This is a genomic window from Streptomyces sp., assembly GCF_031178505.1.
In the GTDB taxonomy this organism is placed as follows: Bacteria; Actinomycetota; Actinomycetes; order Streptomycetales; family Streptomycetaceae; genus Streptomyces; species Streptomyces gulbargensis.
This window is the reverse complement of the sequence record NZ_JAPSIW010000361.1, coordinates 1-6,897: the sequence shown is the minus strand read 5'-3', so window position 1 is coordinate 6,897 and position 6,897 is coordinate 1. Positions and strand designations below refer to the sequence as shown.

Annotated in this window: 11 protein-coding genes and 1 pseudogene; 7 read left to right on the top strand and 5 right to left on the bottom strand. The window is 73.0% G+C overall.

The genetic code is table 11. From position 1 onward, the window contains the following. Positions 1 to 668, top strand: a 668-nt coding sequence (locus RIF68_RS21955) for a 3-keto-5-aminohexanoate cleavage protein (RefSeq protein ID WP_309052994.1), incomplete at its 5' end; no start/stop codon positions are given. Between the two features lie 166 nt (positions 669 to 834). Here the strand turns inward: RIF68_RS21955 and RIF68_RS21950 are convergent. Beyond that, the gene (locus RIF68_RS21950; RefSeq protein WP_309052993.1) at positions 835 to 1,413 is read right to left on the bottom strand and encodes a TetR/AcrR family transcriptional regulator; all 579 of its coding nucleotides are present in this window, start codon (positions 1,411 to 1,413) and stop codon (positions 835 to 837) included. 90 nt (positions 1,414 to 1,503) lie between these two features. Between RIF68_RS21950 and RIF68_RS21945 the strand changes: the two are divergent. The 3 genes and pseudogenes from RIF68_RS21945 to RIF68_RS21935 all read left to right on the top strand — a co-directional run. Continuing rightward, positions 1,504 to 1,944, top strand: a pseudogene (locus tag RIF68_RS21945) (anthrone oxygenase family protein); the annotation flags it as partial. Between the two features lie 213 nt (positions 1,945 to 2,157). Next, the gene (locus RIF68_RS21940; RefSeq protein ID WP_309052997.1) at positions 2,158 to 2,589 is read left to right on the top strand and encodes a phage holin family protein; all 432 of its coding nucleotides are present in this window, start codon (positions 2,158 to 2,160) and stop codon (positions 2,587 to 2,589) included. Beyond that, positions 2,586 to 3,053 (top strand): DUF3618 domain-containing protein, encoded by a 468-nt coding sequence (locus RIF68_RS21935; protein WP_309052992.1) that lies wholly within the window; start codon positions 2,586 to 2,588, stop codon positions 3,051 to 3,053. The genes RIF68_RS21940 and RIF68_RS21935 overlap by 4 nt, the downstream gene beginning before the upstream one ends. A 475-nt stretch (positions 3,054 to 3,528) precedes the next feature. Here the strand turns inward: RIF68_RS21935 and RIF68_RS21930 are convergent, their stop codons facing one another. Together RIF68_RS21930 and RIF68_RS21925 are read right to left on the bottom strand one after the other, a co-directional pair. Continuing rightward, positions 3,529 to 3,945, bottom strand: coding sequence for a CBS domain-containing protein (locus tag RIF68_RS21930; RefSeq protein WP_309052991.1), 417 nt, complete (start codon positions 3,943 to 3,945; stop codon positions 3,529 to 3,531). Positions 3,946 to 4,250: 305 nt separating this feature from the next. After that, positions 4,251 to 4,688, bottom strand: a complete 438-nt coding sequence (locus tag RIF68_RS21925; RefSeq protein ID WP_309052990.1) for a hydrolase — start codon at positions 4,686 to 4,688, stop codon at positions 4,251 to 4,253. Positions 4,689 to 4,799: 111 nt separating this feature from the next. On the opposite strand from RIF68_RS21925, the gene RIF68_RS21920 reads away from it, so the two are divergent. Next, positions 4,800 to 5,282, top strand: coding sequence for a diadenosine tetraphosphate hydrolase (locus RIF68_RS21920; protein ID WP_309052989.1), 483 nt, complete (start codon positions 4,800 to 4,802; stop codon positions 5,280 to 5,282). A 73-nt stretch (positions 5,283 to 5,355) separates the two neighbouring features. Here the strand turns inward: RIF68_RS21920 and RIF68_RS21915 are convergent, their stop codons facing one another. Further along, positions 5,356 to 5,871, bottom strand: a complete 516-nt coding sequence (locus RIF68_RS21915; RefSeq protein WP_309052996.1) for a TetR family transcriptional regulator C-terminal domain-containing protein — start codon at positions 5,869 to 5,871, stop codon at positions 5,356 to 5,358. Here RIF68_RS21915 and RIF68_RS21910 point away from each other — a divergent pair. Continuing rightward, positions 5,752 to 6,156, top strand: coding sequence for a DUF1622 domain-containing protein (locus RIF68_RS21910; protein WP_309052995.1), 405 nt, complete (start codon positions 5,752 to 5,754; stop codon positions 6,154 to 6,156). The genes RIF68_RS21915 and RIF68_RS21910 overlap by 120 nt on opposite strands. Continuing rightward, positions 6,153 to 6,431 carry a hypothetical protein gene (locus RIF68_RS21905; protein WP_309052988.1) on the top strand — a complete coding sequence of 93 codons (279 nt, stop codon included), beginning with the start codon at positions 6,153 to 6,155 and terminating at the stop codon, positions 6,429 to 6,431. Before RIF68_RS21910 ends, RIF68_RS21905 begins: the two co-directional genes overlap by 4 nt. 46 nt (positions 6,432 to 6,477) lie before the next feature. On the opposite strand, the gene RIF68_RS21900 is transcribed toward RIF68_RS21905, so the two are convergent. Further along, entirely contained in the window at positions 6,478 to 6,756 is a 279-nt protein-coding gene (locus tag RIF68_RS21900) for a hypothetical protein (RefSeq protein WP_309052987.1), read from the bottom strand. Positions 6,757 to 6,897 lie beyond the last annotated feature (141 nt).

The window sequence follows — 6,897 nt, the reverse complement described above, 5'->3', positions numbered from 1 at the left end:
CGGCGGATGCCCGGCTCGTCCGCGCCGCCGGGGCTTCCTCCGTCCACCTGCACCCCCGGGACGGGCAAGGCCGGGAGAGCCTCGACCCAGCGGTCGTGTCGGCCTCCGTGGGGGCGGTCCGGCGTGCCTGCCCCGGCCTGGAGGTGAGCGTGTCGACCGGTCTGTGGATGTACGACGGGGACGCCGCCGCGCGCGAGCGCGCCGTGGCGGCATGGGCCGACGCGGAGCACCGCCCCGACCTCGTGTCGCTCAATCTCGGTGAGCCGGGCTTCGACCGCCTGGCCCGCGTGCTGGGCACGCTGGGCGTCGGTGTCGAGGCAGGCGTGTGGTCGGTCACCGACGCCGTACGGCTGCTCGACAGCCCCACGGCCGGCGCCTGTCGCCGGATCCTGGTGGAGATGATCGAACTTCCCACGGAACAGGCGCTCGCCGAGGCCGATGCCGTACTGCACCGCCTGGCGGAGGCGCGACTCGGCGTCCCCGTTCTCCTGCACGGGGAGGACGCGTGCGCCTGGCCCGTCCTGGACCACGCCCTCGCCCTCCGCCTGGAGACCCGCATCGGTCTGGAGGACACCCTCACCGGCCCGGACGGCCACGCGGTGGAGGGCAACGCCGCCCTGGTGCGCCACGCCGTCGCGCGCCTCGCCCGGCGGACACGCACCCCCTGACGCCTCGACGCCGACCCGGACGGACCGCCGTCAGGCGGCCGGAAGCACGAGGGAACCACCGCCGCGGACGACTAAGGCCATCGGGTGAGGCATGACCGTGTGCGGAAGGAGAGTCACAGCCGCTCGCGGTACGGCGCCCCGGCGACGTGCTCCGCGGGGTGCTGCGTCAGATCACCGCAAGCCGGTCGACCAGCAGCTCCACCCTCCGCCCGGCCTCCCCCCGCGGCAGCCGCCCCGCCCGGGTCAGGGAGGCCAGCCCGTGCAGGGCCGCCCAGAACACCTCGGCGAACAGTCCCGGGTGCACACCGTCGCCGGCGGCCTCGTCGAGGTTCTCCAGCAGGGCGGCGAAGGCGTCCTTCAACGGTGCCGGTGTGTCCTCCCGCGCGAAGGCCAGGCCGCCGTCGAGCCGGAACATGGCGTCGTAGACCGCGGGGTTGCGGTCCGCGAACTCCAGATAGGCGCGGGCGAGAGCGGTCACCCGAGCGCGGGGGCCGTCCGCGGCGGAGACCGCGGTCCGCAGCGCCGTGGCCATCTCGGCGGCACCTTGGAGGGCGACGGCACCGATGATCTCGCGCTTGCCGCGAAAGTGACCGTAGAGGACGGGCTGGCTGTACTCGATGCGCTCGGCGAGCCGCCGGGTGGTGACCGCGTCCCAGCCTCGCTGCTCGGCGAGTTCGCGGGCCGTCGCCACGATGAGGCGCTCGCGGACCGCCCGTTCCCGCTCCTTGCGTTCCCGTACCGACATTTGTCGATTCTAGCAACGCTAGACAATCGAGCGACGGCACGTCCAGCGTTGCCACATCAGCTAGCGGCGCTGGATCCTGGAGGAGTTGTCATGCTCGACGCACTCGAGGTGTGCACCACCGTGGTCGTGGGCGTGATGGTGGGGGTGGAGTTCTCCGTCGCCTTCGTCGTCAACCCGATCCTCGACGCGCTTCCCGACGACAGCGGCCCGCTCGGACGCGCCCACGGGGGCCGGATGCTCGGCGTCGTGATGCCGGTCTGGTACCTCACCTCGCTCGTCCTCGTCGTGGTGTGGGCCGTCGCCGGACGGCACCACGACGGCACCGGCCTCGTCGTCACCGCGGGTGCCCTCCTGGCCGCCGGCGTGCTCCTGTCGATCCAGCTGCTCGTGCCGATCAACAACGGGGGCAGGACATGGACCCCGGAGAACCGGCCCGCCGACTGGAAACAGCAGACGCACCGCTGGGACCGCCTCCACCGCGTCCGCGTCGCCGTCATCGTCACCGCCTTCGCCGTGCTCGTCAGCGCCCTCGTCCGACGAGGCGGGCGCGCTCCGCGTGTGTCGGCACGCGGGACGGCGGTACGCGTCCCGGGGCCACGGCGCGTACCTCGAACGAAGAACCCGTCGAGCGGCTGTCTGATCCGGTCGGTTCGGGGTATTCGCGGACACGCGAGGGGTCCCTGTACGACCCGTCGTGACGGAGCACTGAGCAGTACGGAGCGGGAGGTGATCATCTTGTCGACCATGCGGCAGCCGCCCCCGGTCGGCCCCGGCCGCAGCAGCCCTCACGGTGCCGACGAACCGGTGAGTGAGCTGGTGCAGCGGGCCTCACATCAGCTGACGGAACTGGTGCGAGGCGAGCTGAGGCTGGCGCAGGCGGAGATGAAGGAGAAGGGCAAGCGCTACGGCAAGGGCGGTGGACTCTTCGGCGGCGCCGGGGTGGTCGGCTTCCTGATGCTGCAGGCGCTGGTCGCCACCGCCATCGCCGGGCTCGCGGTCGTGCTCCCGGTATGGGCCGCGGCGCTGATCGTCACGGCGGTGCTGGGCGTGATCGCCGCGGTGATGGCCCTGAGCGGCAAGAAGCAGGTCGACCGGGCGGCACCTCCCCGGCCGGAGCAGACCGTCGAAAGCGTGAAGGCCGATGTGGCCGAGATCAAGGAGAGTGCACACCGATGAGCAAGCCGCCCCACGACAAGCGGACCACTTCCAGCGACGAACTGCGCGAGCAGGTCGAGGAGACCCGTCAGGAGCTCGGCGAGACGGTCGAGGCGCTGGCGGCCAAGGCCGACGTCAAGGCCCGCGCCCAGGAGAAGGCGGCCGAGGTCAAGCAGCAGGCCGCCGAGGTCAGGCAGCAGGCCGCCGAGAAGGCCGGTGAGCTCAAGGCCAAGGTCGCCGAGACCGCGGCCCAGGTGCAGGACAGGATTCCCGATCCGGTGCTGGAGAAGGCCACCTCGGCCGCCGAGCAGGCCCGGGTCAAGGCTGGTCAGGCCACCCACCTCCTCCAGGAGAAGACGCCCGAACCGGTGCGGGAGAAGGTGGCGCAGGGGACCGAGATGGCACGGAGCAACCGCACCCTGCTGCTGGCGGCGGCCGGGGTCGCCGGCCTGGTGTGGCTGGTGTGCCGCCGGACGAAGGGGTGAGGGACGGCAGTCCTTCGCGCTCCGCACGGGAGCCCGGGCCGTCACGCGGTGCGCGGCCCGCGGGCGCGGTCGCGTCTCGCGGCGAGGAGGGCTGACAGCCGGCCCGGGGCCGCCTGCGCGCGCAGCGTGCTGCGCGCCGGTCCGCGCGACGGTTGAGCCCGCCCACGAGAGGAGCCCGCCCCGGTCGTCCCGGGGCGGGCTCCTCTCGTTGCCGACTGTCTCCCGTAGCCGTCGGGTGAAGCACCCCGCCGCCGACCGGACCACCTGCCGGCCGGCCAGGAACGGGCTGGCCCAGCGAGCGCACGGGACGGCGCCGATGGCCCGCACCGCGAGGGAGGGCATCGGGAGCGACCCCCACGGCGCGGCAGCACGGACCGAGCGGTTCCGATCGGGCGGACGGACACGGCGAAGGGCCCGCTCCGGAGTTCCGGAGCGGGCCCTTTCCCTCGCGGTGAGCCGGGTGGCCCCCCGCGGCTCAGTCCGTGGACAGCGCCTCGAGGAGGTCGCCGACCTTGGGCTCGGGCAGGGCGCGGGCGACATCGGCCTGGGCGACCATGCCGACGAGCCGGTGGCCGTCGATCACCGGGAGCCGGCGCACCTTGTGCGAGGTCATCGTCCGGAGGATCTCGTCGGCGTCGTCGTCCGCGCCGATGGTCACCGCCTCGCCCTGGGCGAGCTCACCGGCCTTGACCTGCGCCGGGTCCTTGCCCGCGCCCAGCACCTTCACGACGATGTCGCGGTCGGTGAGCACGCCCTTCAGCTTGTCGTCGGTGCCGCAGATCGGCAGCGCACCGACGCCGAGCCGGGTCATCTTCTTCGCGGCTTCGAGGACCGTCTCCTCGGCGCCGATGCACTCGGCACCCTCGGTCATGATCTCGCGGGCGGTCGTCATCTCGCTTCTTCCCGTCTGTTGCCGTTGGTTCCGTGTCTTCCGGCGTCCCTCGTGTGCATGAGGGGCGCCAGGGTTCACGCGTGCCCGGCACGACGGTCTTGTAACGTCTTCGCGCCCTCCTCACCCCTGTGCAGTACGGGTCCGACCATGGGGTGCATGGAAGGAGGTGTGAGCGCTGCCGCGACGTCCGCCGAGGGCCCGTAGGGAATCGGCGGGGTGTGTCGCAGGCCGCCCATACGGTGTGTCCGCCCGAGCCTCCGGCCCGGGGTGCGCCGGCCCCCGCCGGCCTGGCCCGGTGGCGGACGTCAGCCGGCAGCCGCTGCCCGTACGCTCACCCGCTTGATGCCGACCAGGACGCGGTAGCGCTCACGGGCCGCGAAGTCGGCCAGGCTCCACACGGCGGGTGTGCCGACCTCGGAGCAGAGGTGCACCACCTTGCCGTCGCCCGCCCACACGCCGACGTGCGCACCGTACGCGTCGCCGGACGCGCTGAAGAGCAACAGGTCGAGCGGGGCGGGAACCGCTACGCGGACAGTGCTGCCGGTGTCCGCCCACAGGTCGCTGGAACGGAGGGGCGGCGGGACCAAGCCGCAGTGCCGGAGCACCTCGTAGGCGAAGAGTTGGCAGTTGGCGCCATGGGCGAGGCCCGGCCGACGAGTCACCGCGGCCGACCCCGGGAATCGTGAGCCGTCGTACCGCACGGTCCGGAAGCCGGCGGGCAGCCGGGCGAAGATCGGTTCCATGCGGCCATGATGACCCGTGGGCGGGCGGGTCGGCGAGACTACTCCGGGAACACGGCATCGCCTGGTTCAGGCCGCGGCGGGGCGGCGGACGGGCCGGTAGGTTCTCGCCCCATGGTCGACGACTGGCGGACGGATCGGATCGGAAGCGCACGGCGAGGCGAAAACCCCACGGTCCTGAGACGCTTGCGCGCGGGATTCGCCGTGATCGGCGACGTGCAGTTCCTCCCGGGGTACTCGGTGCTCCTGGTGGATGACCCCGCCGTGGAAAGACTGTCGGATCTTTCCGGGGACAAGCGGCTGGCCTTCCTCTCCGACATGGATCGGCTCGGGGAGGCGGTGGAGCGGGCATGCCGTCGCAGGGACGCGTCCTTCCGGCGGGTGAACCTGGAGATCCTGGGCAACACGGACGGTTTCCTGCACGCGCACGTATGGCCCCGGTTCGGGTGGGAACCGGCCGAGTTGGTGCGGAAGCCGGTCTGGCTGTATCCCCCTGACAGGTGGACCGACGAACAGTACGCGCTCGGTCCTCGCCACGACCTCCTGCGCACGGCGATCGGGGAGGAGCTGGACCGGCTGCGCACGGCGAACCGCTGAGACGGCGGGGGACGCCGGACGGCGGTCCCCGGGGGGCAGGGATCCGCCGTCGAATGCCGGGACGCTGAAGCCGTCAGCTGCGGTCGGAGGCCCCTTCCACGAGGTGGTCGACGTGGCGCTGGAGGATGCCCCGCGCCGTCTCCGGTGCGTGGTGGCCGGCCAGGACGTGGACGGTGAGGCCGTCGGCGGGGGCCAGGAGGTGGTGTGCTCCGCTGTCGGGATCGAGGCTCCGGGCGAATTCCCCGGACTCCTGTCCGTAGCGCACGAGCCACGTGATGAGGGCGTGCAGTTCGGCATGGGTGTCGCGCAGGACGGCGACCGGTCGCTCGCCGGAGGCGGCCCGGCTCCGCTCCCGAGGGGACGGCCGGCGTGGCCCGCCTCGCCGCCCTCCGGGCTCACTCCCCCGTGGTACGGGCGGGGGGAAAGCGCGTCGCCGACGGCGCCCGGGGGTACCAGCACCGGCATGATCCTGTCGGTGGAGATCCTGCCCGAGTCGACCCTGCGCGAGGTGATCGGCCTTCTGGTCAGGCTCATCGAGTCCGCGGGCGCGCTCATCATCTTCATCGGCGCCGTGTGGGCGTTCGCGCAGTTCGTCGCGGCCGGTGTGCGCGGGCGCGGCAAGGTGGCGGGGTTCAATCGGATCAGGCTGAGCCTGGGGCGCTTCCTCGTGCTGGGCCTGGAGTTCCAGCTCGCCGGTGACGTGCTGCGTACGGCGGTCGCCCCGAGCTTCGCCGAGATCGGACAGCTGGCGGCCGTCGCGGCGATCCGGACCGCGCTGAACTACTTCCTCGGCCGGGAGATCGCCCAGGAACGGGCCGAGCTCGAACGGGGTGGGACGGCGTCCTCCCCCGGCGCCAAGGGCCTCCCGACGTGACCGCGTTGCTGCCGGCGGCGGCCGTGCTGGTCACCGCACTCGGCCTCGTCTCCGCGGCAGCGGCCTGGCGCCTCACGCGTACCGTACGAGGCGGGCTCGCCGTCCTGCTGGACTTCCTGACCGCGGCCGGCCTGCTCCGCCTGGCCGGCGAACCGTCCTGGGACGGCATCACGCTGGCAGCGGCGGTGATCGCACTGCGCAAACTCCTCGGCGCCTCCCTCCACCTGTCCGGACGGCACGGAACCGCCACCGGCCCGGCGGGAGCGGCCAGGTGACGGGGCGGGCAGGCGCGCGGTGGCAGCCCGTGCGGACGGCGGACCGTCAGATCGGACGGTCCCCGTGCACGAGTTCGGCCATCGTCCGCAGCTGGTCGGCCCGCGCTTCCAGCCGGTGCATCGCCCGCGTGCCCCGCGTGCGCGCCGCGGCCTCGCGCAGCCGGGGCAGTAAGGGCCCCAGGGCAGCTGCCGCTTCCGGGTTCGGCCCGTCCGCTGCCAGATAGGCGTCCACCTGCGCGGTCACGAGCCGTTCCAGATCTGTCAGTCCCTCACGGCGCAGCTCGGCGGGTGAGGGCGCGCTCAGACACGTCCACCGCAGCACCATCGCCCGGTGAGCATGGTGAAGGTCCGGGCCGGGCCATCGGGGGGGCCGCCATCCACGCCCGGTCGGCCGCGGTCGGCGTGCGCCGATGCGCTTCACGCTTCTCTCGGATCCGGCGGCGGGAGAACTCCGTCCACTCGGTAC